Here is a 25811-nt window from a genome sequence, read left to right as displayed (position 1 = left end):
TCTCCTGGAAGTACCTGAATTTGAAGTCCAGGGAGCCATCCGCCCGGGTATCGCCGCCAACTTGCGACAGGGGCAGCTGGACCGGCGCATTGTTGCGCACCCCTTCGATGGCGATCGTGACGACGCCCGAGGCGGCGGCGTCCTGGCGCATGGACTGCACCAGCAGGTGTTGGGGGTGGTAGTGATGTTCGGCGCCCCGGGCGGGGACGTGAAACCCCTGGACGCGCACCCCGCCGATCCCGTCCTCGGGCGAGACGATGCCGCGATAGAACGTCAGCTCCTCGCGATGCTTGAGGACCTGGGACTGCAGGTCCGCCAGGCTCTTTTCCACTTCCGCATACGCCTGCTTCTCGACGTTGCGGGCCAGTTCAGCGGCGGCCAGTTCGGTCTTCAGCTTCTCGTTCGTTTCGCTCAGCGCATCCATCTTCGCCGTCAATTCGCGCCGCCGCTGGATCTCGGCGAACTTGCTGTAGCCGCCCTGGAACCGGCCCGTTTCATACGCGCCGTAGAGCAGCAGCAGCGCGAGCAGCGACCCGCCCACGACGAACAACCGGCGCTGCCATTGAGGCCGGCTGCGGATGATGAACTGCCCGGTGCGCAGACCGCCGGATTCAGCCATTCACCACGATCTCCTGCCGCTTTGCAGTTTCATGCATCATCAGTCACGGTAACCTGCCGCATTAAAACACAGCCACCGACTCGAACCGCAGCAAGGTAGCCCATGCTCTGGCTCAAAGCCTTCCATGTCATCTTCGTCGTCACCTGGTTCGCCGGCCTGTTCTACCTGCCGCGCCTGTTCATCTATCACGCCGAAGCGACCGATGCGGTGAGCCTCGAGCGCTTCCAGGTCATGGAACGGCGCCTGTTCATGATCATGACCCTCGGTGCGACGCTCGCCGCGATTTTCGGCATTTCGATGCTGGTTGCCGCGCCCGTGCTGCTGCAGCTCGGCTGGATCCACGCAAAGCTGACGCTGGTCATCCTGCTGATCGGCTACCACCTCTGGTGTCAGCGCCTGATGGTCGCGCTGCGCGACGGCACGAACCGTCACTCGTCGCGCTGGCTGCGCATCTTCAACGAAGTGCCGGCGCTGCTGCTGATCGCGATCGTGATACTGGCCGTCGTGAAGCCGTTCTGAGGCAAAGCGCGTTACTGATCGCGCGTCTCGGCCGGCAGCTCCTGACCGCGCCGGCGCGCCAGACTCCGCAGGTTCTTCTCCGCTCCCGACCACTCGGGCAGCGCCGGCGGATCCGCGGGCCAGGCCCGGTTCGCCAGTTCGTCGAGCGCCCGCACATAGACGGCGCGCTTGAAATAGATCACTTCGCGCACCGGCGTCCAGTAATCGACCCAGCGCCAGCGATCGAATTCGGGCGTATTGGTCGCGTCGAAATGCAGCCGATCCTCGGAGGCAGTCAGCCGCAGCAGGAACCAGCGCTGCTTCTGACCGATGCAGCGCGGCTGGGCATTGCGCCGCACGTACTGCCGCGGCAGCCGGTAGCGTAGCCAGTGGCGCGTGGCCGCGACCAGTTCGACATCCGATTGCTCCAGTCCGATTTCTTCCTTGAGCTCGCGATACAGCGCCTGCTCCGGCGATTCGTCGCGAAGCATGCCTCCCTGCGGGAACTGCCAGCCCTTGCCGCCGGGACGACCGCCGAGAAATACCTGTCGATCGTCCCGGAACAGGACGATTCCGACATTGGCACGGAAACCTTCGGCGTCGATGAAATCGGTCATGGCGTGCGGGGATTGTTCCACAAGCACCGGCGCTGAACTACCCGCACGGCGCGCGACCGCGCCTTGAATCCGCGCGCATCGGCCTCGTACCCTTGCGCACCGTCGTCACCGCAGCAGGCCGTCCTTGTCCGCAGCGACCCGCAGAATCGCTTCTCTCTATGGCCTGCTCGGGCTTGCTGCGTGCGTCGCTTTCGCTCTGTCGCTGCTGACGGGCAGCGTGATGCTGAGTCCGGCGCGGCTCTGGGACGGCCTCATGGGAGGCGACGCGCTGGCGCGATCCGTGATCGTCGATCTGCGATTGCCGCGCACGCTCACCGCCTTCGCTGCCGGCGGACTGCTGGCGATGGCCGGCGTTTTGATGCAGGTATTGCTGCGCAATCCGCTGGCCGACCCGTTCGTCATGGGCGTGTCCGGTGGCGCAGCGGTGGCCGCGCTGACGGCCATGCTGCTCGGCCTGGCCGGCGTCGCCGTCGATGCCTGCGCGACACTCGGCGCGCTGGCCGCCACGCTGATCGTGTTCACGCTCGCGCACGGCGAAGGCGGCTGGACACCGACGCGCCTGCTGCTCACCGGAATCGTGATCGCCGCTGGTGCAAGCGCCGTCGTGAGCGTGCTGCTGGCAATGGGCAACGACGCGGAGCTGCGCGGCATGCTCTTCTGGTTGATGGGCGACCTGTCCCTGAGTTCGCGCCCGTGGCCGCTGCTGATCCTGTTCGTCGTCACGCTGCTCGTGGCGCTGCCGTTCTCGCGGCAGTTGAACGTTCTCGCCCGCGGTGAACTGCAGGCGCGTGTGCTCGGTGCGCCGGTGCAGGGACTGCGCATCGGCATTTTCGTCGCCGCCTCGCTGCTGACTGCAGCGACCGTCACGAGCGCGGGAACGATCGGGTTCGTCGGCCTCGTCACGCCGCACCTGGTGCGACTGATGCTCGGGTCCGATCATCGCTGGGTGATGCCCGCTTCCGCGCTGCTGGGCGGCACGCTCGTGATGCTCGCGGATCTTTGCGCACGAACGCTGCTGGCGCCGCGACAGCTGCCCGTCGGCGCGCTGACGGCGATCGTGGGAGTGCCGTTGTTCCTGATGTTGATGAGGCGTCAGAGGAGGTGACGGAAGTCACGAAGGTCACGAAAGTGACGAAGGCGGGGACGCTTCTCTGACCTTCGTCACTTTCGTGACCCTCGTCACTCTGCCTTTTCAAACGCCACCACGTGGTCCGGCTCGATCCGGATCCCAATTTTTTCGCCGACGGCATGATTGTGGTGGCTCGGCACGAGCGAGAGCAGGCGCGCGCCGCTGGGCAGTTTCAGCGTGTACAGAAACTCGGCGCCACGGAAGGCGCGATGACAGACTTCAGCGCGAAAATCGCTGGCGTCGTCGTGGATCACATCGTCGGGCCGCAGCAGTACGTCGACCCGCGTTCCCGTGCTCCACTGCGACTGACCGTTCGCGCGCAGCACACCGAATTCCGTCTGCACCGCATTCTGTGCGGCCACCTCGCCTGCGATGAAAACGCCCTGACCGATGAAATCGGCCACGAAGCGGGTGGCCGGCCGGTGATACAGGTCATACGGCGCGTCCCATTGCTCCAGTCGTCCGGCGCGCATCACACCGACCAGATCGGCAACGGCGAACGCCTCCTGCTGATCGTGCGTCACCAGCAGCGCCGTCGCGTTGAGACTCTTCAGCACTGTGCGGACTTCCGCGCTCAGGCGCTGGCGCAGCTCCACATCGAGACTCGAAAAGGGCTCGTCGAGCAGCACGAGTTCGGGCTCGGGCGCGAGCGCACGTGCCAGCGCCACGCGCTGCTGCTGGCCGCCGGACAACTGATGCGGATACTGATCGGCGTAGTCGCTCAGCCCGACGGTCGCCAGCATGTCCTGCACGCGACGGGCGCGAGCCGCTGCCGCGGTCTTGTGCAGGCCGAAGGCCACGTTCTGTGCGACGGTGAGGTGCGGAAACAGCGCGTAGTCCTGGAACACCATGCCGATGCGCCGTTCCGCCGGCGACATCGTGAATCCCGGCTGCGCCAGCACGCGCTCGTGAGCGCGGATGGAACCGCCATCGACCGGCTCGAAGCCCGCGATACAGCGCAGCGCCGTCGTCTTGCCGCAGCCGCTGGGCCCGAGCAGGCAGCCGATCGAGCCTTGCGGCAAGCGCAGCGACAGGCCGTCGACGGCGCGACGCTCGCCAAAGGTGCGGACGACGTCCTGCAGCTCAAGCCACATGAGCGTTCCCGCGGCTCAGCATCGCCGCGGGAATCAGTCCCACGGCGACGATCACGACAGAGGGCAACGCGGCGCGTTCCCACTCGCCGATGGACGTCATGTTGAAGACGCGGATGGCCAGCGTGTCCCAGCCGAACGGCCGCGTGAGCAGCGTGATCGGCATTTCCTTCATGACATCGACGAACACCATGATGGCCGCCGTCACCAGGCTGGAGCGCAGCAATGGAACATGGACGCTGCGCACCAGGCGCGTGCCGTTGACGCCGAGGCCGATGGCCGCTTCGTCGAGGCTGCGCGTGACTCGCTGCAGGCCGCTTTCGATGGGATGCAGGCCGACGGCAAGAAAGCGCGCCATGTAGGCGAGCAGCACGCCGATCACCGTGCTCTGAAGCAGGAGGGTCGGGGCCGAAGCACCGAACACCTCGCTCAGCAGGCCCTGCAGGGCGTTGTTCAGCATCACGAGGGGAAACAGTGTTCCCACCGCGAGCACCGTGCCCGGAACGGCATAGCCCACGGTCGCGAGCCGCACCGTCGCATGGTTGAACATCGAGGGTTGCCGGCGCAGCAGGTACGCCAGCACGAGACTCGCGCCCACGATCACGATCGCAGCCGAAGCCGCCAGCACGAGGCTGTGCATGGTGAACATCCAGTAGCGCGCGTCGAGATCGCGTCCCGCGCGCTTGACTGCCCACCACAGGAGCTGCAACAGCGGCAGCACGAAGGCCACGGCGAGAACGCCGCCGGCATAGAGGCTTGCAAACCAGCGGGTGCGCGATCCCAGTGGCGCACGCGCATGACGGCTCAGGTCGCGCGACGCGGCATAGCGCACTCCGGCGCGCGAACGGCGGTCGAAGAACAGCGCGATGAGGACGAACGCCAGCAGCACGGCGGAGAGCTCGAGCGCAGCATGCACCGAGAACAGGCCGAACCAGGCGCGATAGATCGCCGTCGTGAACGTGTTGTAGTTGAAAATCGAAACCGCGCCGAAATCGGCCAGCGCTTCCATGCAGATCAGCGCGATGCCGCCGGCGATCCAAGGCTTCGCCATCGGCAATGCCACGCGCCAGATCGCCGCGCTGCGGCTGTAACCGAAGGTCTGCGCCACTTCCAGCACGCGCCGCCCCTGCGTGAGAAACGCATTGCGCGCCATGAGATACACGTAGGGATAGAACGCGAGCGACAGCACCAGGATGACGCCGCCGGTCGAGCGTATCGGCGGCACCCAGGACGACGTTCCGAATGCGGATCGCAGTGCCGTCTGCAGCGGCCCCGCGTAGTCGAGGAATCCGATCGCGACGAACGCCAGAACATAGGCAGGAATCGCCAGCGGCAGCAGCAGGGCCCATTCCAGCCAGCGCCGGCCAGGGAAATCGCACATCGCCGTGAGCCACGCCAGCGAAGTTCCCAGGGCGCCGGCAACCAGCGCGACGCCGATCACCAGCTTGATCGTATTGGCCACCACTTCCGGCAACACGTAGCGGGCAAGGTGCGCCCACACGCCCGTTTCGGGCGACACGAGTGCAAATGCGATCACGACGAGCGGCAGCAGCGCCGGCAGGCAGAGCACGACCGCCAGCGTCGACCCTCGCCACGCGCCGGTGCGGGGCGCGACGATCATCTCGGCGGGGGCGACACTCATGAACGAGGGAGCGCCGTCAGAGGTAGCCGGCGCGATCCATCAAACGCACGGCGGCCGGCTGCAACTCGCCGGCATGCGCGACATTGAGCGGATTGGGTTTGAATTCGCCCCACCTCACGACCTGTTCGACGGCGCTGGCGGCCGGCGAAGCGGGATATTCCAGATCCACGGCGGCGAACATCGCCTGCGCTTCCGGCTGCGATAGCCATTCCAGGAACTTCTGCGCCTGCGCCGCGCGCGGTGCGTTGGTCGTCACGCCCGCGCCGGAAATGTTGACGTGCGTGCCTTCGCCGCGCTGATCGGCCCAGAACAGCTGGAGCGGAATGTTCGGCTCGTCGCGCTGTAGGCGGCCGAAGTAGTACGTGTTGACGATGCCGACGTCGCACTGGCCGGCGACGATCGCCTGCATCAGCAGCGTGTCGTTGGCGAATGGCGAAGTCGCCAGATTGGCCACCCAGCCGCGCACGATCTGCTCGGTTTTTTCCTCGCCATGCTGTGCGATCAGCATCGCGATCAGCGACTGGTTGTACACGGACTTGGAGGTGCGCAGGCAGACCCGGCCCTTCCACTTCGCATCCGTGAGCGATTCGTAGCTGTCGAGTTCTTCGGGCTTCACGCGCTCGGTGCTGTACACGATCGTGCGCGCGCGCACCGTGAGGCCGAACCAGCGCTTCTGCGGATCGCGCAGATGCTCCGGGATGTTCGCATCGAGCGTTGCCGACTCGGTCGGACGCAGCAAGCCGAGCTGCGCTGCGTGCCACAACACGCCGGCATCCACCGTGATCAGCAGATCCGCTGGTGAGTTCTTGCCTTCGGCCGCGAGCCGCTGGATCAGGGGACCGGCATCATCGGTGATGAGCTGGATCTTCTGTCCGCTCTCCTTGGTGTAGCGTTCGAAAATGTCCTGGATGTGCTCTTCGTTGCGCGCGGAATAGACGATCAGGTCCGACGGCGCCGGCGCGCAGGCTGACAGCAGACCCACCAGGAACAGACCGATCAAGCGGCTGGAAAACACATGGATGGACAAGCGCGTACCCTTCAAATGCGAATCACTCTCATTAAAATAGCACGATTGCTGCGCCCATCAGGCACGTTCTTGCATTACGGACGCGACAGCGAAATCAGGCGAGTTCGACCCGATTGCGGCCGTTCTGCTTGGCGCGGTAGAGCGCGGCATCGGCGTCTGCGAGCAGCCGTTCGGCAGCGGCTTTGAAATCGGCTTCGTTGCGATCGAGCACGATGCCCGCGACGCCGATCGACACCGTCAGATTCAGCGTCACGCCGCCGTGGATGTCGAGCGGCGAATCGGCAACGGCCGCACGGATACGTTCCGCCAGTGCTCCCGCCTGTTCGGGACTGATGCCCGGCGCCAGCACCACGAATTCATCGCCGCCGAAACGTGCGGCCGCATCGCTGTCGCGAATGTGGGCATCGACGCGCTGCGCGGCCTCGCGCAACGCCATGTCGCCGGCCAGGTGACCATGCTGATCGTTGATCTGCTTGAACCGGTCCAGATCGATCAGCAGGCACGTGAGCCCGGTCCCCTGACGCTGCGCTCGCGCGAGTTCTTCCTTGAGTCGCGCATGCAGGTAGCGCCGGTTGTGCCAGCCGGTGAGGAAGTCGGTCAGTCCGCTGCGCACGAGGCGCGCACGGTTCACCGCGTTCTCGATGGCAAAGGAGGCAATCACGCCGAGGTGCGCGAGGAAGTCGGTCGCCAGATGCCGCGAGAACCGCTTCTCGTCGTTGCTGCCGAAATTGAGACTGCCGTGCAGCCGGTCGTTACGACGCAGCGGAATCAGCGCGACGCTGCGCAGCCCTTCCATCTTCGGGAACAGCAGCTGGTGATCGCAGCCCATGTAGGGGCCGAGCCAGGGCTTGTGGAAGGCATTGAACTGCGGCGCGATGCCGACGAGGCCGTCGACGAACAGCACCTGCGGAAAGTCGTCGGTGTTCAGATGATCGGCGATCAGCAGATGGCGGATTTCGTGCTGCGGGTCGCAGAGCAGCAACGTCACGTGCTCCAGTCCGTACGAGGCGCGCAAGCCCTTGCAGATCGCTTCGAACAGCTGCGCGAGATTGTCGGCCTTGAGCAGTTCGAGTTCGCGTTCCTGGCTGCGTTTCAGCAGGCGCTCGTTGGTGGCCGCCTCTTCCACCAGCGTGGCAATGCGCGAGCGCAGTTCGCGCGTTTCGTTTTCCAGGTCGCGCAGGGACATGGCGCAGTCCTAGGTTTCCCGCACTCGCCCGGCGAGGTATTCGCGGCCGCGGCGCATCATGGCGGCGAATTCGGGCGCATCGTTGTTCGCCACCGAGGACCACAGGCGCTCGACGGCGTCGCGCAACGCGGTGAGCGATTCGCGACCGTAGTCGTTGAGGCTCTGGATCTCGAAATACAGTTCCGGACTTTCGCGCGCCACGCGAGTCGCGACGTCGACCTGTGCGTCGTAGGTCGTGCTGGAAAGCTGTGCGAGCCGCGGCGCCGCTTCGCCGCTGTTGGCCAGCGCGGTGAAGAACGCGATATTCAGCGCATGCGACAGGCCCAGCACGTAGGCAATGAGCCGGTCGTGCTCGTCGAGCGACATGACGACGTGCTCCGCCATCGTCGAGGCAAACAGGCTGCGCGCCTCTTCGATCGCCTCGGCGTTGCCCGCGTCAATGAAGATCACGTGACGCCCCGAAAGCAGTTCGGTATCCGGCCCGAACATCGGGTGGACGGAAGTGATGCGACAGCCGGCCTCCTGCATGGCCTTGATCCCGCTACGCAGCGGCGACTTGAGGGAGCCGATGTCGAAGACGATGCCGCGCGGTTTGCGAGCGGCCAGTTCCTGCAGGACCTTGTTGGCGATCTGCAGCGGCGTGGCGACGACGATGAGATCGTGATCGAGCGCCGTCTCGCGCCAGTCCGCGATGTTGGCGAATCCTTCGACCCGTCCCGCCGGATCGGCGATCGCGACGTTGTAACCCTGCGAGGCGAGAAATTCGACGAACCAGCGGCCCATCTTGCCGGCGCCGCCGATGACCAGCGCGGAACGACCGCTGCCGCGACCCGCCGCAGCCACGCGCAGGCGTTCCTGCGTGGTGAGTGAGCCGCGAATGAGCAGACGCAACACGGATTCCGCGAGGTCCGGCGACAGGTCGAGCGATTGCGCCGTTGCCCGGGCGCGCATCAGCACATCGCGCTCGCGCTGGAAATCGCGCGTGCCGAGACCGGTGGCGCGCTTCGCTTCGGCGACTTCGCGACTCAGCCGCTGGCGCTCGGCGACGAGTGCGAGCAACTGTGCATCCAGTGCACTCAGGCGCGTGCGTATTTCATCGAGAGTCATCGCGAGCGACACCGGCGGGTGAGAATTGCGCCGCTGTTTTACGGCAGTGCGCCGGGTCGGGGCAAGCGTCGATCCGCGGCGACGCTACCCGCTGGCATAATCCCCGCCCAGCGACGCAGCAATCCCCTCAAAGGCGGACGATCCATGTTCGAGAACGAGTTCCTGCCCGAACCCCTGCCGGCCAGCCCGCTGCCGCTCTTCGGCAACTGGTTTCGCGAAGCCCGTGCGCGCGCACCGCAGCCCAATCCCGATGCCATGGTATTGGCGACGGTAGGCAACGACGGCGCCCCTTCCGCGCGAGTGGTGCTGTGCAAGCGCGTCGACGAAGCAGCCGGGTACATCGTGTTCTTCACGAACTACGAGTCGCGCAAGGGTCGCGAACTGGGAACGCATCCGCGTGCCGCCGCCGTCATTCACTGGGACTCGATGCACCGGCAGGTACGTATCGAAGGACCGGTGATCCGCTCGCCCGCCGCCGAGAGCGACGAGTATTTCGCCAGTCGCGCGCTCTTGAGCCGGATCGGCGCCTGGGCCAGCGAACAGAGTCGTCCGCTCGCCTCGCGTGCGGCGCTCGCGAATCAGGTCACGGCGACGGCACAGCGATTCGGCGTTTCTCCCGACGCCGCCGACGGCGTCGTGCCGCGACCGCCGCACTGGGGCGGACATCGCCTGTGGATCGAATCGATCGAACTGTGGGTCGAAGGTCCCGGCAGGGTTCACGATCGCGCGATCTGGAGCCGATCGCTCGAGCGTCAGGACGAATTCTCGTTCGCGGCCGGGGCATGGCAGGCGACGCGGCTCAACCCGTGACGGGTCGCGTCATTTGACGACTTTGAGCGTCGGCTTCGTGCGTTTCACTTCGCCGCCCGGCGGATTGTCCGGCGGCGCCGAGGGCGGCGGAGCTGGCGCATCGGCCTCGGAAAAGATCATCCCCTGCCCCGTCTCGCGCGCGTAGATCCCCAGCACCGCAGCGATCGGCACGCTGACGTCGTGCGTCGTCGCGCCGAAGCGCGCCCGGAACACGACACCGTCATTGCCGAGATTGAGCCCGCTGGTCGCATTCAGGCTCACGTTGAGGATGATCTTGCCGTCCTGCACGTACTGGCGCGGTACATCGACACCATTGATGCCGGCGTCGACGACGATGTGCGGCGTCTGCAGGTTATCCGAGATCCATTCGTGCATCGCGCGCAGCAGGTAGGGCCGTCGCGACTTCAGGGGCGGTGATGACTCTGACATCGGAAGCTGCTGCCTAGAGGCGCATGTCCTGCTCGGCGCGCGACAGGCTGTGCCGGAAGGTCGGGCGAGAGAAGACCAGATTCATGTAGCGGGTGATGGCCGGTGCCTGCGCACCCAGGTCGATTTCCCAGGCACTGAGGCGCCACAGCACGGGCGCGATGGTCGCATCGACCAGCGAGAATTCGTCCGAGAGAAAGAACGGCTTGGCCTGGAACACGTCGGCACTCGCCAGCACGCTGTCGCGCAGCACCTTGCGTGCCTTCTGGCTTTCCTTGCGGTCGGGGTTGCGGATCTGTTCGACGAGTCCGTACCAGTCGCGTTCTATCCGGTACAGCGCGAGCCGGAACTGCGCGCGCGCCACCGGATCGACCGGCATCAGCGGCGGATGCGGGAAGCGCTCGTCCAGGTATTCCATGATGACCCGCGAGTCGTAGAGCACCAGATCGCGGTCCACCAGCGTCGGCACGCTGTGGTAGGGATTCAGGTCGAGCAGGTCTTCCGGCAGATTGCCGTCGTCGACATCGATGGCCTCGACGTGGATGCTCTTCTCGGCCAGCACGATGCGCGTGCGGTGACTCCACACGTCATCGGCCTTTGAGAAGAGCGTCATCACACGCGTTGGTCCTGCAGGATCGATCCGGAGATCGCGTCGCTGGGACGCATCGACCTCACTTCACGTCCTTCCAGTACTCCTTCTTCAGGAAATACGCCAGCAGGAAGAACACGGCCAGGAACGCCAGGACCTTGAGTCCGAGGCTCTGGCGCTTCAGCTGCATCGGCTCGCCGATGTAGTCGAGGAAGTTCACCGTGTCGCGCACGAACTGGTCGTACTCGTGCGGCGTGAGCGAGCCTTTCTGCACCAGTTCGAATCCTTCGAACTCCTTGTGTACGGCATTGTGTTCCGCATCGCTCTCGCCCTTGTACACGGCCTTCTGATAGCCCTGCAGTTCCCACAGCACGTGGGGCATCGAGGCGCCGGGCAGCATCGTGTTGTTGACGCCGGTCGGACGGCTCGGATCGAGGTAGAACGACTTGAGGAACGTGTACAGCCAGTCCGTGCCGCGCGCGCGCGCGATCAGGCTGAGATCGGGCGGCGTACGCCCGAACCAGTGAGCGGCATCGCCCGGACGCATCGACACCGTCATCGTGTCGTGCGGACGCTCGCCCGTGAACATCAGGTTCTTCATGACCTGGTCCTCGGACAGGCCGAGATCCTGCTCCAGACGGTTGTAGCGCACGTACTTCGCGGAGTGGCAACCCATGCAGTAGTTCACGAAGTTGCGGGCACCGCGCTGCAGGGACGCTACATTGCCGACGTCGTTGTGCGCAGACTGCAGCAGTCCGCCGTGCTCTGCCGCGCCGGCGGGCAGCGCGGCGCCGAGCATCAGACCCAGCGCAAAAGTAAGGACTGGCTTCTTAATGAGCATCGTAGGTCACTCGTTCAGGCACGGGCTTGGTCTGGTCAGCACGCGTGTACCAGGGCATGAGGAGGAAGAAGGCGAAGTAGATCACCGCAAAGATGCGGGCGGCGTTGGTGAACGCCGGAGTCGCCGGCTGCAGGCCCAGATAGCCCAGCGCGAGGAAGCTGACAGCGAAGGCCGCCAGGAAGGCCTTGTACAGCCAGCCGCGATAACGCACCGACTTCACCTTGGCGCGGTCCAGCCACGGCAGGAAGAAGAACGACACCACCGCGACGCCCATCAGGATGACGCCCAGCAGCTTGTTCGGCACCGCACGCAGGATCGCGTAGAAGGGCGTGAAGTACCACACCGGGGCGATGTGCTCCGGCGTCTGCAGCGCATTGGCCGGTTCGAAGTTGGCGTGTTCGAGGAAGTAACCGCCCATCTCCGGCGCGAAGAACAGCACGCAGGCGAACAGCGCGGCGAACGCCACGAACCCGACCAGATCCTTCACCGTGTAGTAAGGATGGAACGGAATGCCGTCGACCGGATGGCCGTCCGGACCCTTCACCTTCTTGATCTCGACGCCGTCCGGATTGTTCGAGCCCACTTCATGCAGCGCGAAGATGTGCGCGATCACCAGGAAGATCAGCGCGATCGGCAACGCCACGACGTGCAGGGCGAAGAAGCGGTTCAGGGTGATGTCGGAGATGTAGTAGTCGCCGCGGATCCATTCGACCAGCGACTCGCCGATGCCCGGAATCGCACCGAACAGCGACACGATCACCTGCGCGCCCCAGTAGGACATGTTGCCCCACGGCAGCAGGTAGCCGAAGAAGGCTTCGGCCATCAGGCACAGGTAGATCAGCATGCCGAAGATCCACACGAGCTCGCGCGGATTCTTGTACGAGCCGTACATGATGCCGCGGAACATGTGCAGGTAGACGACGATGAAGAACGCCGAGGCGCCCGTCGAATGCATGTAGCGGATCAGCCAGCCCCAGTCGACATCGCGCATGATGTATTCGACCGATGCGAAGGCATGTTCCGCCGAGGGCTTGTAGTTCATCGTCAGGAAGATGCCGGTGACGATCTGCAGCACCAGCACGACCAGCGCGAGCGAGCCGAAGTAGTACCAGAAGTTGAAATTCTTCGGCGCGTAGTACTCGCTGGCGTGTTCCTTCATGAAGCGCGTCATGGGAAAACGCGCATCGATCCAGTCGACCAGGGCGCCCAGGCGCGTGCCCTTGGTGGTTTCCGTGGCGCTCATCAGGCGGCCTCCGCATCGGCGCCGATCTGAATGACGCCATCATTAAGGAAGCGGTACGGGGGTACGCGCAGATTGGTCGGCGCCGGCACGTCCTTGAACACGCGACCGGCGAGATCGAATTTCGAACCATGGCAGGGGCAGTAGAAGCCGCCCGGCCAGGTCGCACCCAGTTCCGCATCCTGCGGCTGGAAGCGATCGAGCGGCGCACAGCCTAGATGGGTACACACGCCGACGAGAACCAGGAATTCCGGTTTCAGTGCGCGGCTGTCGTTCTTGGCGTATCCGGGCTGTTCGGACTCTTCCGATTGCGGATCGCGGAGATGGTCGACGACGGCGGGCGTCGTCAGCGTAGCCAGCATTTCCGGAGTGCGGCGGACGACGTAGATCGCCTGACCGCGCCAGGTCACTTTGAGAATCGCGCCCAGTTCCAGCTTCGACACATCGGCGTCGACCGGCGCGCCGAGTGCACGGGCACGGGCGCTGGGCTTCCACGATGCGAGAAACGGTACGGCAGTCAGTCCCGCTCCGACCACACCGGTGACGGTGGTTGCGACGAGCAGGAAATGTCGCCTGCCGCGGTCAACTTGATCTTCACTCATCCAGATCTCCGCGAGCCGATCGTGCTGGCTCTACCCCAATTGTTCGTTGCTTCAGTTCGTTCGCATCGCCATGAAGTGGATCACAGGACGCAACGACGGGCAGGAACCCGACCGCGCAGGACGCATCCGCAGTCCCTCGCAGACAGACCGCACGAAAGGCGGCTTGAGTCTGCCGTTAAGTTCCAAACCCTGAAGGAATTCCGCATTATACACACATTGAATACTGCGCTGATAAGCGCGCCCCGATGCGTGACCGAATCCAGCATCCCGAATCGTCCCACCGGATCACGCCGCGTCCGATTGCATGGCAACGCTGAAACAGAGCCTCGTCTTTTTGCTGAAGTGGACCCTGGTGGGTCTGGCGATTGCGTGCGCCATCCTGATCGTGCGCTCGACGATTGCGGGACGAACGCCGCCCACCGATCGCAGCAACGGAACCGCGTCGGGACTGCAGCCCGACACGAACATCTCACCTGCCCCGCGCCGATCGTTCGCCGACGCCGTCGCGCGCGCCGCGCCGGCCGTGGTGAACATTCATACGGCCCGCGTCGTCAGCACTTCGGTCGCACCGGGACCCGTGCGTCCGATGTACGAACAGAATTTGCCGGCCGTTCGCAGGCGCGTCGAAAGCAGCCTGGGTTCCGGCGTCATCGTCGACGCGGCCGGACATATCGTCACGAATCTGCACGTGATCCGTGGCGCTGCGGAGATCCGCGTGCAGCTGGCGGATGGCCGGGTCGTCAAGCCGATCGTCGTCGGCACGGATGCAGACACCGATCTTGCAGTCCTGCAGATCGAACTGTCGGATCTGCCCGTCATGCCGCTCGGACGCTCCGACGAATTGCGCCCGGGCGACGTGGTGCTCGCGATCGGCAATCCGCTGGGCCTCAGCCAGACCGTGACGCAAGGCATCGTCAGCGCCATCGGCCGCGGCAGCCTGCGGCTGGTCACGTTCGCGGATTTCATCCAGACCGATGCGGCCATCAACTTCGGCAATTCCGGCGGCGCGTTGATCGATGCCGACGGCGACTTGATCGGCATCAACACCGCCGTGCTCGCGCAGCAACTCGGCACCGAAGGCATCGGCTTCGCGATTCCAGTGAATCTGGTTCGCGGCGTCATCGGCGAAATCATCGAATACGGCCGCGTGCGCCGCGGCTGGCTGGGAGTTCACGTCGTCGGCGATACCAGCCGCCGCTTCAGCGCGCCGGTGATCGGCGTGATCGACAAGGGCAGTCCCGCCGAGCGCGCCGGCCTGCGTCCCGGCGATCTCATTCTGGAGCTCAATGGCAAACCTATTCTCACGGACCAGGAAGCGCTGACCCAGGTCGCCGCAACGTTACCCGGTTCGGAAATGCAGATCCGCTTCCGCCGCGGACAGCAGACCGAAACAGTGACCGCCACGCTCGAACAGCGTCCCGCGGATGATGGGGCCGCGGTCGACGGACCCAGCCCGACGCGCTGACGCCGCTCAGCCGGCCATGCGCCGGATGTGCGCGCCCAGCTGTTCGAGTTTTTCTTCGATGCGTTCGTAGCCGCGATCGATGTGATAGATGCGCAGCACATCCGTGGTGCCCTGCGCGACCAGCCCCGCCAGCACGAGACTTGCCGAAGCGCGCAGATCGGTCGCCATCACCGGCGCCGCGGTGAGCTGCGGCACGCCGCGGATGATCGCCGTATTGCCTTCGATGCGGATGTCCGCGCCCAGGCGACGCATCTCCAGCATGTGCATGAAGCGGTTTTCGAAAATGGTTTCGGTCACCGTCGCCACGCCGTCGGCCACGGTGTTCAGCGCGGCGAACTGCGCCTGCATGTCCGTGGGAAACGCCGGATGCGGCGCGGTCTTGATGTCGACGGAGATCGGCCGCCGGCCGTGCATGTTCAGTTCGATCCACGAATCGCCGACGTCGATGCTCGCGCCTGCTTCACGCAATTTCGCCAGCACGGCGTCGAGATGTTCGGGCCGCGTTCCCTTCACACGCACGCGTCCGCCGGTGATGGCGCCCGCGACCAGGAACGTGCCGGTTTCGATGCGATCCGGCAGCACGTCGTAACGGGTGCTGCCGAGCTTTTCCACGCCATCGATGGTGATCGTGTCGGTGCCGGCGCCGCGGATCTGCGCGCCCATCGAGTTGAGGAAGTCGGCGAGATCCACCACTTCGGGTTCCCGGGCAGCGTTTTCAATGATCGTCTGACCTTCGGCCAGCGTGGCGGCCATCAGCAGATTTTCCGTGCCGGTGACGGTGACGGTCTCGAGCACCAGCCGCGCTCCCTTGAGCCGATCGGCACGCGCACGGATGTAACCGTTCTCGATGTGAATCTCGGCACCCATCGCCTGCAGGCCCGCGACATGGATGTTCACGGGCCGCGCGCCGATCGCGCAGCCGCCAGGCAGCGACACGTCGGCGTGACCGAAGCGCGCGAGCAGCGGACCGAGCACCACGATCGAGGCACGCATCGTCCGCACCAGTTCATAGGGCGCCACGCATTCGCGCACGGTCGAGGCATCGACTTCGACGCGCATCTTCTCGTCGATGGTGACGCTCACGCCCATGCGGCCGAGCAGTTCGATCATGGTCGTGACGTCGCGCAGATGCGGCACGTTGCCGACCGACACCGGCTCCTGCGCCAGCAGCGTGCCGGCAAGAATCGGCAATGCCGCATTCTTCGCGCCGGAGATCTGCACTTCGCCGTCGAGCGGCGCGCCGCCGCGGATCTGCAGCTTGTCCATGGATCAGGCGTCCAGCGGCTGAGCCGGCATTTCCGAAGGCGCGAGCACTTGCATGCTCAGTGCGTGGATCTCGCGTCCCATGCGCTGGCCCAGCGTGGCGTAGACGAGCTGATGACGCTGGATCATGCGCTTGCCCTCGAACTGCGGCGCCACGATCACCGCTTCGAAATGTGTGTCGTCATCGGATTCGACCCGCACCTGCGCGCCCGGCAGGCCGGCTTCGATCATTACTCTCACTTCGGCGGCATTCATGATGGTACTTCGCAGCGGATTCGTCGGATGGAGCGCCCGGCACGCAGGCACGAGCGGTGTGAAGAGCGCGCATCTTAAATGAACTGCCCCGATTCTTCCGTACCGGGAAATCCCTCGCCGGGATGTCCCGCGCTATGATGCGCGCCATGAAACCCACGCTCCGTGCGGAAACTCTCGTCTCCCGGGCCCGGCAGGTACTGGCCATCGAATCCGCTGCCGTCGCCGCGCTCGAGGCACGCATCGGCGATCAGTTCGTCGCGGCCTGCCGGTTGATCGATACCTGCACCGGTCGCGTGGTGGTCACGGGTCTGGGCAAGTCCGGGCACATCGGCGACAAGATCGCCGCCACGTTCGCCAGCACCGGAACGCCGGCGTTCTTCCTGCACACGGCGGAGGCCAGTCACGGCGATCTCGGCATGATCACAGCCGAGGACGTGGTGCTGGCCATCTCCAATTCCGGCGAAATCGCCGAACTCGTCGCCATCCTGCCGATGATCAAGCGGCTGGGCGCCGGTCTCATCGCCCTGACCGGCAAACCGCAGTCGACGCTCGGCCGTCTCGCCGACGTCGTGCTGGATATCAGCGTGCCGCAGGAAGCCTGTCCGCTGAATCTGGCGCCGACGGCCAGCACCACCGCGACGCTCGCCATGGGCGATGCCCTGGCCGTCGCCCTGCTGGATGCCCGCGGTTTCACCGAGGAAGACTTCGCCCGATCGCATCCGGGCGGCAGTCTCGGCCGCAAGCTGCTGCTGCATGTCGAAGACGTCATGCGCACCGGCGAACAGTTGCCGAAGGTCGTGGTCGACACTTCATTGCACGACGGCCTGATCGAGATGAGCGCCAAGGGGCTCGGCATGACCACGGTCGTCGACGACCACAATCGCGTGCTCGGCGTCTTCACGGACGGCGATCTGCGACGCCTGCTCGACAAGCCGTTCGACGTACATCGATCGAAGATGGGCGAACTGATGAAGCGCAATCCGAAAAGCGTGCAGCCGAAGATGCTGGCCGCCGAAGCCGTTCACGTCATGGAGACCGCACGTATCACCGCGCTGCCCGTGACCGATGCCGAAGGAACCCTGGTGGGCGCCCTCAACGTTCATGATCTGTTCCGTGCAGGCGTGATGTGATGGCACGGAGCTGAACCCGATGGACACCCTGGTCGAACGCGCCAATGACATTCGCCTGCTGGTTCTCGACGTGGACGGCGTCCTCACGGACGGCCGCCTGTATTTCTCGCCCAAGGGCGAGGAAATGAAGGTGTTCCACGTGCGCGACGGCGCCGGCATCGTGCAGCTGCTGCGCGCGGGCCTGCAGATCGCCGTCATCTCGGGCCGTCAGTCGAAAGCGGTGGAGCGGCGCATGACCGAACTGGGCGTCACCTGGATCCGTCAGGGGATCGACGACAAGCTCGCCGCGCTGCGCGAACTGCTGGATATCCTCGGCCTCGGGCCGCAGGCCGTTGCAAGCATCGGTGACGACACGCCCGATCTGCCGATCTTCGAAATCGCGCGCCTGGCGGTGGCCGTCGCCGACGCGCATGCGAGCGTCAAATCGCGCGCTCACTTCATCACCCAGGCAAATGGCGGCCAGGGCGCCGTGCGCGAGATCTGCGATCTCATCCTCGAATCGCAGCGACGGGTGGCGCTCTCATGAACTGGCAGTGGATCCTGATCACCGCCGCGCTGGCCGCGATCACCATCGGGGTCGGTGTGCTGTCGCATCGCAATCCCGTGACGGATGCGATCACCGAACTGCCGCCGCAACCTGCGTACTATCTGAAGGACGCCATCGTCACCGAAACCGAAACGAGCGGCGCGCCCAGCCTGCGGCTCATCGCCAAACGCATCGAACAGCAGCCGACGGACAACAGCATCGAGCTGCAGACGGTGCGCGTCGACTATCTCAAGGTACCGGACAAGCGCTGGTATCTGTCGGCGCAGCGCGGACTCGTGCCGCCTGATTCGCACGTCATCCAGTTTCTCGGCAACGTGGAACTGCGTCCCACCGACGGTCCGGCGACGACGTTCCTGCGCACCGAAGAACTGAGCGTCGATCCGGAAAAGAACCTCGCGTACACGACGACGTCGCCCGTTGCGATCCGGTTCGGCACGTACGCGATGCGGGTCAAGCGCTTCGAAGCCAACCTGAAGACCGAGAAAGTCAGAATGGAGTCGGTGAATGGCCGTTCCGAAGCAGGCTGAATCCGTCGCGCTGCTGCTGTGCAGCGTCTGGTTGCTGGCGCTACCGGCGGGCGCTGCCAACGCGCCGGCGCTGGGCACCGAAGACATCCATCTGTCGGCGGATCTGCTGGACTCGGACGCGCGCAACGACGAGCACGTGATGACCGGCAATGTCCGCATCACGCAGGGCGCCATGTCGATGCAGGCGGATCAGGCGACGGTGAATGGCCTGCAATCCGAAAACAGCCGCTGGCAGTTCGAACGCAACGTGCATATCCGCACCGCCGAGGCCGATCTCAAATCGAACTCCGCCGATGCCGTGTTCGCTGCGGGACGCATTGCCGAAGCCACCGTGCACGGCACGCCCGCGATCTTCGAGCAGCTCAATGCCGAGACGGCCGACAAGAACGTGCACGGCCGCGCCGGAACGATCGAATACGATTTCGCCAAGGGCCTGGTGAAAATGACGCAGGATGTGTGGTTCAGCTACGGCGGCAATGAATTCCGCGGCGACACCGTGATCTACAACCTCAACGACGAACGCGTCATGGTCAATCCCGGCGGCGGCGGAAACAACGCCGGCGGCCGGGTCAACATCACGATCAAACCCGGTACGCCGATCAAGCTGCCGGGTTCGCAGACGCCAGGCGACAAGGGCGGAAGCACCGAATGAGTCGCCTCCTGGTCGAAGGTCTCGCCAAACGCTATCGCTCGCGGCAGGTCGTCAAGGATCTCTCGATCGAAGTATCGAGCGGCGAAGTCGTCGGCCTGCTCGGCCCGAACGGTGCCGGCAAAACCACGGCCTTCTACATGATCGTCGGCCTGGTGCCGATGGACGGCGGCCGCATCGTCCTCGATCAGGACGACATCTCGAAACTGCCCGTGCACCGCCGCGCGCGGCTCGGGCTCGGCTACCTGCCGCAGGAAGCCTCGGTGTTCCGCAAGCTCACGGTCGCCCAGAACATCACGGCGATCCTCGAAACGCGCCCGGAACTCAGCCGGGAGAAGCGCGAGGAAGCGCTGGAGTCGCTGCTCGAGGAATTGCACATCGGTCACATCCGCAACAGCATCGGGCAGAGCCTGTCGGGCGGCGAACGACGGCGCGTCGAAATCGCACGGGCGCTGGCCGCCGAACCCCGCTTCATGCTGCTGGACGAACCCTTCGCGGGCGTCGATCCCATTTCGGTGCTGGACATCCAGCGGATCATCCGGCACCTCACCGCACGCAACATCGGCGTCCTCATCACCGATCATAACGTTCGGGAAACATTGGGAATTTGCGGTCGCGCCTACATCGTCAGCGGCGGTTCCGTGATCGCCTCGGGAACTGCGGACGAGATCCTTGCCAATCAGGAGGTCCGTGAGGTGTACTTGGGCCAGGATTTCCGCTTGTGATTCTTTGGAAGACGGCACGACGCCACGAGTCTGCGTCCTGCCGTATCGCGACCAGGTACCACGCACCGAATGCTCAAACCCGCACTGCAGCTAAGACTCGGCCAGCAGCTCACGATGACTCCGCAGCTGCAACAGGCCATACGCCTGCTGCAGCTTCCTGTACTCGAGTTACAGGCGCAGATCCGCGAAGCGCTCGAAACGAACGTGATGCTGGAGTCGGAAGACGAGGCCGGCAGCCTCGAAACCGGCGACACCGTCGTCGAACTGCCGCAGTTCGAATCCGCCGCTCCCGCTCAATCGCCTGAAGTCGTCGAAGCCCTGCCCGAAACCGAGCCCGCCGACGACCAGGACTGGAGCGAAAACCAGATCACCGGCCAGTCGGATACGCCGTGGTCGGGCGAAGATCACTCCCAGGACTTCTCCGACAACAGCGGCGAAACGCTGCAGGAACACCTCACCTGGCAGCTCGAAATGGCGCGACTCAACGAGCGCGACCGCCGCATCGGCGCCGCGATCATCGATGCCATCAACGACGACGGCTACGTCATCGAGCCGCTGGACGAGATCGCGCGCAATCTGCAGCCGGAAGTCATCGCCTCCGTCGACGATCTCGAGCGCGTGCTGCTGCACGTGCAGGCCATGGATCCGCCCGGCGTCGGCGCGCGCTCCGTCAGCGAATGCATCCAGCTGCAGCTGCGCCAGCTCGATCCGGATACGCCGGGCCGCGAAACGGCGCTGCAGATCGCGGAGACCTATCTCGACCAGGTGGCCGAGCATCAGTACTCGCTGCTGCGGCGCCAGCTGCGCGTATCCGAGGAAGAACTCGAACACGCGCTGGTGCTGGTCCGCGCCTGCCAGCCGCGTCCCGGCTCCAGCGTGCATTCCGTGCCGGCCGAATACATCGTTCCCGACGTCTTCGTGCGTCGCACCGAACGCGGCGGCTGGGCCGTCGACATCAATCCGGCAAGCCTGCCGCGCATCCGCGTCAACCAGGGTTATGCGAGCCTGATCGGTCGCTCGTCCGATCACGCCATGCTGCGCACGCAGCTGCAGGAAGCGCGCTGGCTGATCCGCAGTCTCGAAATTCGCAATGACACGCTGCTGAAGGTGGCGCGCTGCATCGTGCAGCGCCAGTCGGCCTTCCTCGAGAACGGCGACGAATACATGCAGCCGATGATCCTCAAGGACGTCGCCGAGGCCGTGGAGATGCACGAGTCCACCATCTCGCGCGTCACGACCAACAAGTACATGCACACCCATCGCGGTGTGTTCGAGTTCCGTTACTTCTTCTCCAGCCACGTGGCGGCCAGCGACGGCACCGAACTGTCGTCGACGGCCATCCGCGCCAAGATCCGCAAGCTGGTCGCGGCCGAAGATGCCGACAAGCCGCTGTCCGACAGCCGCATTGCCGAAATCCTGTCGCAGGAAGGAGTGCAGGTCGCCCGTCGCACGGTCGCGAAATATCGCGAAGCGCTCGGCATTCCGCCGTCGAGCGACCGTAAACGGGTTTCGGTGAGATAGTCGCGAGGAGCCTGCAGCACCACGTCATCCACCGATCACAGTTTGTGCAACCGGCGGATGGCAGTCACACCGGTTGTCGTTCCAACGTCTGCCGCCCAAGTCTAGGAGGCGCCATGCAATTGAACGTCACCGGTCACCATGTGGATGTCACGACATCCCTCAAGGGCTACGTCGAGAAGAAGCTGGACCGCATCGTCCGCCATTCCGACCACGTCATCGACGTTCATTGCATCCTCACGGTCGAGAAGCTGCGACATAAGGCCGAGGCCACCGTGGCGCTGAGCGGCGCGACGGTCTACGCGGACGCGACCGACCCCAACATGTACGCCGCCATCGACGCGCTGGCCGACAAGCTGGACCGGCGCGTGAAGAAGCACAAGGAAAAGCTCGGCGATCACTATTCGCCGCGCCACCTCAGCCCCTGATACGCTCCGTTCCGGATCGCACCGCCGCGATCCGCCGCATCGCAAGACCCCGCCGCGCAGGCTGCGGGGTCTTTCTTTTTGCCGCCCACTACCCGCCCGTCATGGCAGCCTGCTAGCCTGCCGTCATGCGCCTGGTCATCGTCAGCGGCCTGTCCGGCTCCGGCAAAAGCGTCGCCCTCCACATGCTGGAGGATCTCGACTACTACTGCGTGGACAACATTCCCGCGGGCCTGCTGCCCATGTTCATCTCGCACACCGTGCGGTCGCACGAGTCCATCTATGGCTCGACGGCGGTCGGCGTCGATGCGCGCAATCGCCCCGCCGAAATCGCTTCCGTGCCGAAGCTGGTCGACGAACTCAAGCGCAGCGGCGTCGGCTGCGAGGTGCTGTTCCTGCGCGCGAACGAGGAAGTCCTGCTCAAGCGCTACAGCGAGACGCGCCGCCGCCATCCGCTCAGTCGCGACGGAACGGGTCTCATCGACGCCATCCGCCAGGAACAGACCCTGCTGGGGCCGATCGCCGATGCGGCCGATCTCGTGCTGGACACCTCGCGCACCAGCGTTCACGAACTGCGCGAACTCATCCGCCAGCGCGTCGCCGGCCGCACGGGAGACCGGCTCTCGATCCTGTTCGAGTCCTTCGCTTTCCGACACGGCGTACCGGACGATGCGGACTTCGTCTTCGACGTACGCAATCTGCCGAACCCGCACTGGGAACCCGGCCTCTCGCACCTGACCGGCCGCGACGCCGCCGTCGCTGAATATCTCGAACGCCATCCGATCGTCGCCCGCATGTTCGCCGACATCATCGGCTTCCTCGAACACTGGATTCCCGACTTCGTCCGTACCAACCGCAGCTACCTCACCATCGCCATCGGCTGCACCGGCGGCCAGCATCGCTCGGTCTACCTGGTCGAGCGACTGACCGAGCACTTCGCAAAACGCTACCCGCTCGTCCACGCCCGCCACCAGGTCGTCGGCGACGCCAGCCGCCGCTGACGGAAACAGAAATTTCACACGGAGTTCACGGAGAACACGGAGGTCGGAGAAGAGAAGGAAAATTTCCACGGGGGACACGGGGAACACGGGGTTTCAAGAGAAAAGATAATTTCCCCGTGCTCCCCGTGTTCCCATTCCTCCCCCGTGGAAATTCTTCTTCCTGATCTCTGGCTCCGTGCTCTCCGTGAACTCCGTGTGAAACTCCGCACCTCTCCCGCTACACTGCGCGCCACTTCGCACCCTGCACGCGCTGCAGGACACAGATGTGGGCTCATGCATGACGGCCGAGGCTCAGGTCGCAAAAATCAGTCGGCTCGCGGCGCTGCGCACGGCGCTGGAGCAGGGATCCATGCGGCACGGCCACCGCATGGTCAATTCGCTGCACCCTGCTGAAATCGCCTCGCTGATCGAATCGCTGCCGCCGGCCAAGCGCGAGATCGTGTGGGAATTCGTCGATCCCGAACTGGAGGGCGACGTCCTCATCGAACTGAACGAGGAAGTGCGCTCCGAACTCATCGGCGGCATGGACGCGGATGAACTGATCGCCGCCACCGAGGGCATGGAAGTCGACGACCTCGCCGACCTCATCGGCGACCTGCCCGAGACGCTCAACGAGCGCGTGCTGCAGTCCATGGACGCGCAGGATCGCGAGCGGCTGTCGGCCGTGCTGGCCTTCGAAGAGGACAGCGCCGGCCGTCTGATGAACCTCGACGCCGTGACCATCCGTCCCGACGTGACGATCGAAACCGTGCTGCGCTATCTGCGCATGCGCGCCGAACTGCCCGAGCGCACCGACCGGCTGTTCGTGGTCAATCGCCACGACCGCTATCTCGGCGGGCTCGACATCACGCGCCTGCTGACCGAAGACCCGGAATCGACCGTCGGCGACGTGATGGACTCGACGGTCGAAGGCATCTCGCCCGAGACGCCGGCGCGCGACGTCGCCAAGCTGTTCGAAGACCGCGACCTGGTGTCCGCCGCCGTGGTCAGCGCGGACGGCCGCCTGCTCGGCCGCATCACCATCGACGACGTCGTCGACGTCATCCGCGAGGAAGCCGATCACTCGGTGCTGAGCATGGCGGGTCTCGACGAAGACGACGACATGTTCGCCGGCGTGGTGCGCAGCGCGCGCCGCCGCGCGGTCTGGCTCGGCGTGAATCTCGCCACGGCCTTCCTCGCGGCCAATGTGGTCGGGCTGTTCGAAGCCACCATCGAGAAAGTCGTGGCGCTCGCCGTCCTCATGCCCATCGTCGCCAGCATGGGCGGCATCGCCGGCAGTCAGACGCTGGTGCTGATCATCCGCGGCATCGCGCTCGGCCAGGTCGAACAGGCCAATGCGCGCTGGCTGCTGATCCGGGAAATTTCCGTCGGCATGCTGAACGGGCTGTTCGTCGCCGGTCTCGTCGGACTCGCCGCAGGCCTGTGGTTTCAGGAATGGAAGGTGGGCGCGATCATCTGCGGCGCGCTGATGATCAACCTGTTCGCCGCGGCCATCGTCGGCGTCAGCGTGCCGCTGGTCCTGAAACGTCTGGGAATCGATCCGGCACTCGCCGGCAGCGTGGTACTGACGACCTTCACCGACTGTATCGGCTTTGCCTCACTGCTCGGCCTCGGCACGCTGTTCCTGACGTGACGACAGCCGCCTGAGAACGCCGGTGGCGCCGGTCGAGGCCACCGCGTGACCACCAATGAAAGCCAGCAGATCATCGGAGCGCTTCATCGCATCCTGATAGCCGAGCGCGATCAGTTCGCGCGTGAACGTGTCCTGGAACAGCAGGTAGCTCATGAGCTGGCCGCCGCCGGTGTTCAAGGCGCCCATGGTCCGCAACAGCACACGCAGGGCTCGCGGCAACGACCCCACGTGATGACGCGCGATCTCTGAAATATCCCGGCTCGGCAGGATCACCAGCAGATCGATCCTGCGCAGGCGCGTCAGATCCGGGCCGGCAGCCAGCCCCTGCTCCACCAGATGATTGATCTGCACCAGGCGCTCCATGTCCAGGGACAGTCCGTCCGTGAACAAGGCGTCGAGCATGTAGCCGAAGATCTGCCCGAACGTCGGAGGAGTCGGCGGCTGCGCGACGACGCGGTGGTGCGCCTCGTTGCGCGTGCCGATGACCAGCAGGCGGTCGGCACCCAGGTGGATCGCCGGGCTGAACGGACTCGACTGACGCATCGCGCCGTCGCCGAAGTATTCGTCGCCCATCAGCACCGGCGGGAACAGAAACGGCACGGCAACGCTCGCCATCAGGTGATCGAGCGACAGCTGGGCCGGCTCACCGAAGCGCCGCAGGCGACTCCAGGACACGCCGCTCTCGCGCGCTTCGCAGAATGCAACCGACCGCGCGCTGGCATAGCCCGCCGCCGCGATCGACAGGGCGTCGAGCTGCCCGGCATCGATCGAGCGCCGCACCGCCGCGAAATCGAACTGCTGCCCGAGCAGTTCGCGCAGCGGCGTGTTGTCGAACAGCGATTTCGGCGGCGGCAGCAGCCACCCGCCCGACATCATGGCGAGCAGCCAGTGCAGTCCGGAGCGCAACATGCTGGCCGTGTCGGCCTTGAAAACCTGCCCGACCTGGAAATTGCGCCAGACGCGTTCCAGGTTGCCGACGGCGACGCGGAAACGCTCCGCGTGTACTGCGATCGCGGTCGCGTTCACCGCGCCGGCGGATGTACCGGTCACGACCGGAAAGGGATTCGAAGCACGGGCGGGCAGCAGATCGGAAATCGCACGCAATACACCCACCTGATAGGCAGCGCGTGCGCCGCCCCCCGGCAGGATCAAGCCGAGCTTCGCAGCAGGATTGACGGGACCTCGCTCTGTGGTCACATGCGGCTCTCGGGAAAACGGGGCATCGTTCGTTGCCCCGCCCATGGAACTC

28 protein-coding genes are annotated in these 25811 nt (G+C 65.1%); 13 read left to right on the top strand and 15 right to left on the bottom strand.

Annotation, left to right across the window (positions count from 1 at the left end; translation table 11 throughout):
• The coding region (locus tag V7D81_RS12320) for a DUF6776 family protein (RefSeq protein WP_324316825.1) at nucleotides 1-619 on the bottom strand (619 nt) is incomplete at its 3' end.
• A 102-nt stretch (nucleotides 620-721) separates the two neighbouring features.
• On the opposite strand from V7D81_RS12320, the gene hemJ reads away from it, so the two are divergent.
• Nucleotides 722-1138 carry a protoporphyrinogen oxidase HemJ gene (gene hemJ / locus V7D81_RS12315; protein ID WP_324316824.1) on the top strand — a complete coding sequence of 139 codons (417 nt, stop codon included), beginning with the start codon at nucleotides 722-724 and terminating at the stop codon, nucleotides 1136-1138.
• 11 nt (nucleotides 1139-1149) lie between these two features.
• On the opposite strand, the gene V7D81_RS12310 is transcribed toward hemJ, so the two are convergent.
• Nucleotides 1150-1734, bottom strand: coding sequence for an RNA pyrophosphohydrolase (locus V7D81_RS12310; RefSeq protein ID WP_349257652.1), 585 nt, complete (start codon nucleotides 1732-1734; stop codon nucleotides 1150-1152).
• Nucleotides 1735-1858: 124 nt separating this feature from the next.
• Between V7D81_RS12310 and V7D81_RS12305 the strand changes: the two genes are divergently transcribed.
• The gene (locus V7D81_RS12305) at nucleotides 1859-2839 is read left to right on the top strand and encodes a FecCD family ABC transporter permease (protein WP_324316823.1); all 981 of its coding nucleotides are present in this window, start codon (nucleotides 1859-1861) and stop codon (nucleotides 2837-2839) included.
• Nucleotides 2840-2913: 74 nt separating this feature from the next.
• Here V7D81_RS12305 and V7D81_RS12300 read toward each other — a convergent pair whose 3' ends face one another.
• The 5 genes from V7D81_RS12300 to V7D81_RS12280 all read right to left on the bottom strand — a co-directional run bounded on the left by V7D81_RS12300 (nucleotide 2914) and on the right by V7D81_RS12280 (nucleotide 8916).
• A complete protein-coding gene (locus V7D81_RS12300) occupies nucleotides 2914-3957 on the bottom strand; it encodes an ABC transporter ATP-binding protein (RefSeq protein WP_324316822.1) in 1044 nt (347 codons plus the stop codon).
• The gene (locus tag V7D81_RS12295; RefSeq protein WP_324316821.1) at nucleotides 3947-5596 is read right to left on the bottom strand and encodes an ABC transporter permease; all 1650 of its coding nucleotides are present in this window, start codon (nucleotides 5594-5596) and stop codon (nucleotides 3947-3949) included. Before V7D81_RS12295 ends, V7D81_RS12300 begins: the two co-directional genes overlap by 11 nt.
• A 16-nt stretch (nucleotides 5597-5612) precedes the next feature.
• Complete coding sequence (locus V7D81_RS12290; RefSeq protein ID WP_324316820.1) at nucleotides 5613-6623, bottom strand: extracellular solute-binding protein; 1011 nt, start codon at nucleotides 6621-6623, stop codon at nucleotides 5613-5615.
• Nucleotides 6624-6717: 94 nt separating this feature from the next.
• A complete protein-coding gene (locus tag V7D81_RS12285) occupies nucleotides 6718-7809 on the bottom strand; it encodes a GGDEF domain-containing protein (RefSeq protein WP_324316819.1) in 1092 nt (363 codons plus the stop codon).
• A 9-nt stretch (nucleotides 7810-7818) separates the two neighbouring features.
• Nucleotides 7819-8916 carry a prephenate dehydrogenase/arogenate dehydrogenase family protein gene (locus tag V7D81_RS12280; RefSeq protein WP_324316818.1) on the bottom strand — a complete coding sequence of 366 codons (1098 nt, stop codon included), beginning with the start codon at nucleotides 8914-8916 and terminating at the stop codon, nucleotides 7819-7821.
• A gap of 144 nt (nucleotides 8917-9060) precedes the next feature.
• Between V7D81_RS12280 and pdxH the strand changes: the two genes are divergently transcribed.
• Nucleotides 9061-9726, top strand: a complete 666-nt coding sequence (gene pdxH / locus V7D81_RS12275) for a pyridoxamine 5'-phosphate oxidase (protein ID WP_324316817.1) — start codon at nucleotides 9061-9063, stop codon at nucleotides 9724-9726.
• A gap of 9 nt (nucleotides 9727-9735) precedes the next feature.
• Here pdxH and V7D81_RS12270 read toward each other — a convergent pair whose 3' ends face one another.
• From V7D81_RS12270 to petA, 5 genes are read right to left on the bottom strand one after another with little or no spacing between them, the layout of a single operon-like run.
• Nucleotides 9736-10155, bottom strand: a complete 420-nt coding sequence (locus V7D81_RS12270; RefSeq protein ID WP_324316816.1) for a ClpXP protease specificity-enhancing factor — start codon at nucleotides 10153-10155, stop codon at nucleotides 9736-9738.
• 13 nt (nucleotides 10156-10168) lie between these two features.
• Entirely contained in the window at nucleotides 10169-10765 is a 597-nt protein-coding gene (locus V7D81_RS12265) for a glutathione S-transferase N-terminal domain-containing protein (RefSeq protein ID WP_324316815.1), read from the bottom strand.
• 58 nt (nucleotides 10766-10823) lie between these two features.
• Entirely contained in the window at nucleotides 10824-11582 is a 759-nt protein-coding gene (locus V7D81_RS12260; RefSeq protein ID WP_324316814.1) for a cytochrome c1, read from the bottom strand.
• A complete protein-coding gene (locus V7D81_RS12255; protein ID WP_324316813.1) occupies nucleotides 11572-12825 on the bottom strand; it encodes a cytochrome b in 1254 nt (417 codons plus the stop codon). Before V7D81_RS12255 ends, V7D81_RS12260 begins: the two co-directional genes overlap by 11 nt.
• Nucleotides 12825-13424, bottom strand: a complete 600-nt coding sequence (gene petA / locus V7D81_RS12250; protein ID WP_324316812.1) for a ubiquinol-cytochrome c reductase iron-sulfur subunit — start codon at nucleotides 13422-13424, stop codon at nucleotides 12825-12827. Before petA ends, V7D81_RS12255 begins: the two co-directional genes overlap by 1 nt.
• A gap of 304 nt (nucleotides 13425-13728) precedes the next feature.
• Between petA and V7D81_RS12245 the strand changes: the two genes are divergently transcribed.
• Entirely contained in the window at nucleotides 13729-14889 is a 1161-nt protein-coding gene (locus tag V7D81_RS12245; protein ID WP_324316811.1) for a S1C family serine protease, read from the top strand.
• A 6-nt stretch (nucleotides 14890-14895) separates the two neighbouring features.
• On the opposite strand, the gene murA is transcribed toward V7D81_RS12245, so the two are convergent.
• Nucleotides 14896-16155 carry a UDP-N-acetylglucosamine 1-carboxyvinyltransferase gene (gene murA, locus V7D81_RS12240; protein ID WP_324316810.1) on the bottom strand — a complete coding sequence of 420 codons (1260 nt, stop codon included), beginning with the start codon at nucleotides 16153-16155 and terminating at the stop codon, nucleotides 14896-14898.
• A 3-nt stretch (nucleotides 16156-16158) separates the two neighbouring features.
• Nucleotides 16159-16407: a BolA family protein gene (locus V7D81_RS12235; RefSeq protein WP_324316809.1), complete on the bottom strand. Its 249-nt coding sequence runs from the start codon at nucleotides 16405-16407 to the stop codon at nucleotides 16159-16161.
• 146 nt (nucleotides 16408-16553) lie between these two features.
• On the opposite strand from V7D81_RS12235, the gene V7D81_RS12230 reads away from it, so the two are divergent.
• From V7D81_RS12230 to mgtE, 9 genes are all read left to right on the top strand, one after another.
• Nucleotides 16554-17537, top strand: a complete 984-nt coding sequence (locus V7D81_RS12230) for a KpsF/GutQ family sugar-phosphate isomerase (protein ID WP_324316808.1) — start codon at nucleotides 16554-16556, stop codon at nucleotides 17535-17537.
• Between the two features lie 19 nt (nucleotides 17538-17556).
• Entirely contained in the window at nucleotides 17557-18063 is a 507-nt protein-coding gene (kdsC, locus tag V7D81_RS12225) for a 3-deoxy-manno-octulosonate-8-phosphatase KdsC (protein ID WP_324316807.1), read from the top strand.
• On the top strand, nucleotides 18060-18611 hold the full coding sequence (gene lptC, locus V7D81_RS12220; protein ID WP_324316806.1) for an LPS export ABC transporter periplasmic protein LptC: 552 nt from the start codon (nucleotides 18060-18062) through the stop codon (nucleotides 18609-18611). Before kdsC ends, lptC begins: the two co-directional genes overlap by 4 nt.
• Nucleotides 18589-19263: an LptA/OstA family protein gene (locus tag V7D81_RS12215; RefSeq protein WP_324316805.1), complete on the top strand. Its 675-nt coding sequence runs from the start codon at nucleotides 18589-18591 to the stop codon at nucleotides 19261-19263. The genes lptC and V7D81_RS12215 overlap by 23 nt, the downstream gene beginning before the upstream one ends.
• Nucleotides 19260-19985 (top strand): LPS export ABC transporter ATP-binding protein, encoded by a 726-nt coding sequence (gene lptB / locus V7D81_RS12210; RefSeq protein ID WP_324316804.1) that lies wholly within the window; start codon nucleotides 19260-19262, stop codon nucleotides 19983-19985. Before V7D81_RS12215 ends, lptB begins: the two co-directional genes overlap by 4 nt.
• A 69-nt stretch (nucleotides 19986-20054) precedes the next feature.
• Nucleotides 20055-21506, top strand: coding sequence for an RNA polymerase factor sigma-54 (locus V7D81_RS12205; RefSeq protein ID WP_324316803.1), 1452 nt, complete (start codon nucleotides 20055-20057; stop codon nucleotides 21504-21506).
• Between the two features lie 113 nt (nucleotides 21507-21619).
• Nucleotides 21620-21931, top strand: coding sequence for a ribosome hibernation-promoting factor, HPF/YfiA family (hpf, locus tag V7D81_RS12200; RefSeq protein ID WP_324316802.1), 312 nt, complete (start codon nucleotides 21620-21622; stop codon nucleotides 21929-21931).
• Nucleotides 21932-22056: 125 nt separating this feature from the next.
• Complete coding sequence (gene rapZ / locus V7D81_RS12195) at nucleotides 22057-22929, top strand: RNase adapter RapZ (RefSeq protein WP_324316801.1); 873 nt, start codon at nucleotides 22057-22059, stop codon at nucleotides 22927-22929.
• 277 nt (nucleotides 22930-23206) lie between these two features.
• Nucleotides 23207-24562 carry a magnesium transporter gene (gene mgtE / locus V7D81_RS12190; protein ID WP_324316800.1) on the top strand — a complete coding sequence of 452 codons (1356 nt, stop codon included), beginning with the start codon at nucleotides 23207-23209 and terminating at the stop codon, nucleotides 24560-24562.
• On the opposite strand, the gene V7D81_RS12185 is transcribed toward mgtE, so the two are convergent.
• Nucleotides 24527-25759 (bottom strand): patatin-like phospholipase family protein, encoded by a 1233-nt coding sequence (locus tag V7D81_RS12185; protein ID WP_324316799.1) that lies wholly within the window; start codon nucleotides 25757-25759, stop codon nucleotides 24527-24529. The two genes, mgtE and V7D81_RS12185, sit on opposite strands and share 36 nt — an antisense overlap.
• Nucleotides 25760-25811 lie beyond the last annotated feature (52 nt).

The sequence above is a fragment of the Povalibacter sp. genome, from assembly GCF_036735925.1.
Taxonomy (GTDB): Bacteria; Pseudomonadota; Gammaproteobacteria; order Steroidobacterales; family Steroidobacteraceae; genus Steroidobacter.
This window is presented reverse-complemented; position numbering and strand designations above follow the sequence as displayed.

Bases quoted from the DNA above. Each gene is read 5' to 3' on its own strand.
- hemJ (WP_324316824.1), top strand. From the start codon at position 722: ATGCTCTGGCTCAAAGCCTTCCATGTCATCTTCGTCGTCACCTGGTTC.
- V7D81_RS12310 (WP_349257652.1), bottom strand. From the start codon at position 1,734: ATGACCGATTTCATCGACGCCGAAGGTTTCCGTGCCAATGTCGGAATC.
- V7D81_RS12300 (WP_324316822.1), bottom strand. From the start codon at position 3,957: ATGTGGCTTGAGCTGCAGGACGTCGTCCGCACCTTTGGCGAGCGTCGC.
- V7D81_RS12295 (WP_324316821.1), bottom strand. From the start codon at position 5,596: ATGAGTGTCGCCCCCGCCGAGATGATCGTCGCGCCCCGCACCGGCGCG.
- V7D81_RS12285 (WP_324316819.1), bottom strand. From the start codon at position 7,809: ATGTCCCTGCGCGACCTGGAAAACGAAACGCGCGAACTGCGCTCGCGC.
- V7D81_RS12280 (WP_324316818.1), bottom strand. From the start codon at position 8,916: ATGACTCTCGATGAAATACGCACGCGCCTGAGTGCACTGGATGCACAG.
- pdxH (WP_324316817.1), top strand. From the start codon at position 9,061: ATGTTCGAGAACGAGTTCCTGCCCGAACCCCTGCCGGCCAGCCCGCTG.
- V7D81_RS12270 (WP_324316816.1), bottom strand. From the start codon at position 10,155: ATGTCAGAGTCATCACCGCCCCTGAAGTCGCGACGGCCCTACCTGCTG.
- V7D81_RS12265 (WP_324316815.1), bottom strand. From the start codon at position 10,765: ATGACGCTCTTCTCAAAGGCCGATGACGTGTGGAGTCACCGCACGCGC.
- V7D81_RS12260 (WP_324316814.1), bottom strand. From the start codon at position 11,582: ATGCTCATTAAGAAGCCAGTCCTTACTTTTGCGCTGGGTCTGATGCTC.
- V7D81_RS12255 (WP_324316813.1), bottom strand. From the start codon at position 12,825: ATGAGCGCCACGGAAACCACCAAGGGCACGCGCCTGGGCGCCCTGGTC.
- petA (WP_324316812.1), bottom strand. From the start codon at position 13,424: ATGAGTGAAGATCAAGTTGACCGCGGCAGGCGACATTTCCTGCTCGTC.
- V7D81_RS12245 (WP_324316811.1), top strand. From the start codon at position 13,729: ATGGCAACGCTGAAACAGAGCCTCGTCTTTTTGCTGAAGTGGACCCTG.
- murA (WP_324316810.1), bottom strand. From the start codon at position 16,155: ATGGACAAGCTGCAGATCCGCGGCGGCGCGCCGCTCGACGGCGAAGTG.
- V7D81_RS12235 (WP_324316809.1), bottom strand. From the start codon at position 16,407: ATGAATGCCGCCGAAGTGAGAGTAATGATCGAAGCCGGCCTGCCGGGC.
- V7D81_RS12230 (WP_324316808.1), top strand. From the start codon at position 16,554: ATGAAACCCACGCTCCGTGCGGAAACTCTCGTCTCCCGGGCCCGGCAG.
- kdsC (WP_324316807.1), top strand. From the start codon at position 17,557: ATGGACACCCTGGTCGAACGCGCCAATGACATTCGCCTGCTGGTTCTC.
- lptC (WP_324316806.1), top strand. From the start codon at position 18,060: ATGAACTGGCAGTGGATCCTGATCACCGCCGCGCTGGCCGCGATCACC.
- V7D81_RS12215 (WP_324316805.1), top strand. From the start codon at position 18,589: ATGGCCGTTCCGAAGCAGGCTGAATCCGTCGCGCTGCTGCTGTGCAGC.
- lptB (WP_324316804.1), top strand. From the start codon at position 19,260: ATGAGTCGCCTCCTGGTCGAAGGTCTCGCCAAACGCTATCGCTCGCGG.
- V7D81_RS12205 (WP_324316803.1), top strand. From the start codon at position 20,055: ATGCTCAAACCCGCACTGCAGCTAAGACTCGGCCAGCAGCTCACGATG.
- hpf (WP_324316802.1), top strand. From the start codon at position 21,620: ATGCAATTGAACGTCACCGGTCACCATGTGGATGTCACGACATCCCTC.
- rapZ (WP_324316801.1), top strand. From the start codon at position 22,057: ATGCGCCTGGTCATCGTCAGCGGCCTGTCCGGCTCCGGCAAAAGCGTC.
- mgtE (WP_324316800.1), top strand. From the start codon at position 23,207: ATGACGGCCGAGGCTCAGGTCGCAAAAATCAGTCGGCTCGCGGCGCTG.